General features: G+C 44.7%; 1 protein-coding gene. It reads left to right on the top strand.

Features of this window, described 5'->3' with window-relative positions:
• Positions 1-22: 22 nt before the first annotated feature.
• The coding region (locus tag DWW91_RS23845; RefSeq protein WP_158599476.1) for a DEAD/DEAH box helicase at positions 23-798 on the top strand (776 nt) is incomplete at its 3' end.

Genomic DNA, 798 nt, shown 5'->3' with positions numbered 1-798 from the left:
CTAGTATTGACATATTTTCTGAATGTCACTCTGCGATCTTTATCATTCTTATCATTATTTTGTTACTGAAGAATCCGGCTGTCTGCTGGTAGGCTTCAGGGAAGATTCCGTTACTTTCATTGTAAAAGAGGTATGGAATAAGGAACCTGTTGGCTTGCCGGAAGTGGATAGACAGTATACTGAAATGCAGCGAATCGGAGAAATGTGCGGCTGTAATCAGTTTCGTATCCTGGCTCATGGAGGCTATCTTCCGGAGGCACTTTCCTTTGAACTGCATGGACTGACTGTTTCGGATGAAAGCTATCTGAAAAGCTTGGAAACGGGAAAGCATATTGAACTGTTTTCACATAATGAAGCGGCTTACCGGGCAATTGAGGAAGGATTCAAAACAAACAGGATCGGAGCCGTTGTACAGGCTACCGGTATAGGAAAATCCTATCTGATTGCCCGCTATATCGTCAATCATTCAGAAGATGATATTTTGGTTATTGCTCCTAATGTTACGATTATCGCCGAGATCAAAAAAGCAATCGGCAGGACAATGCCGCATGTCGCCTACCGGACTTTCCAGGCATTAGTCCTGAATCGCGGAACAGTGGGGGAACTCAAAGCGGATCATATCATTATCGACGAATTCCATCATTTCGGAGCCGAGGTATGGGGAAAAGCTGTACAGGAAGTAATAGATAACAATCCGGAGGCCCGTGTATTGGGGATGTCAGCAACCCCGATACGTCCCGAAGAAATGCTCGATACGGTAGAAGTCTATTTCAAGGGAAACCTGTTCCATGAACTGTC

The sequence above is a fragment of the Parabacteroides sp. AF17-3 genome (assembly GCF_003635445.1).
GTDB lineage: Bacteria > Bacteroidota > Bacteroidia > Bacteroidales > Tannerellaceae > Parabacteroides > Parabacteroides goldsteinii.
The sequence above is the reverse complement of the archived record's forward strand: the minus strand, read 5'-3'. Positions and strand labels throughout refer to the sequence as shown.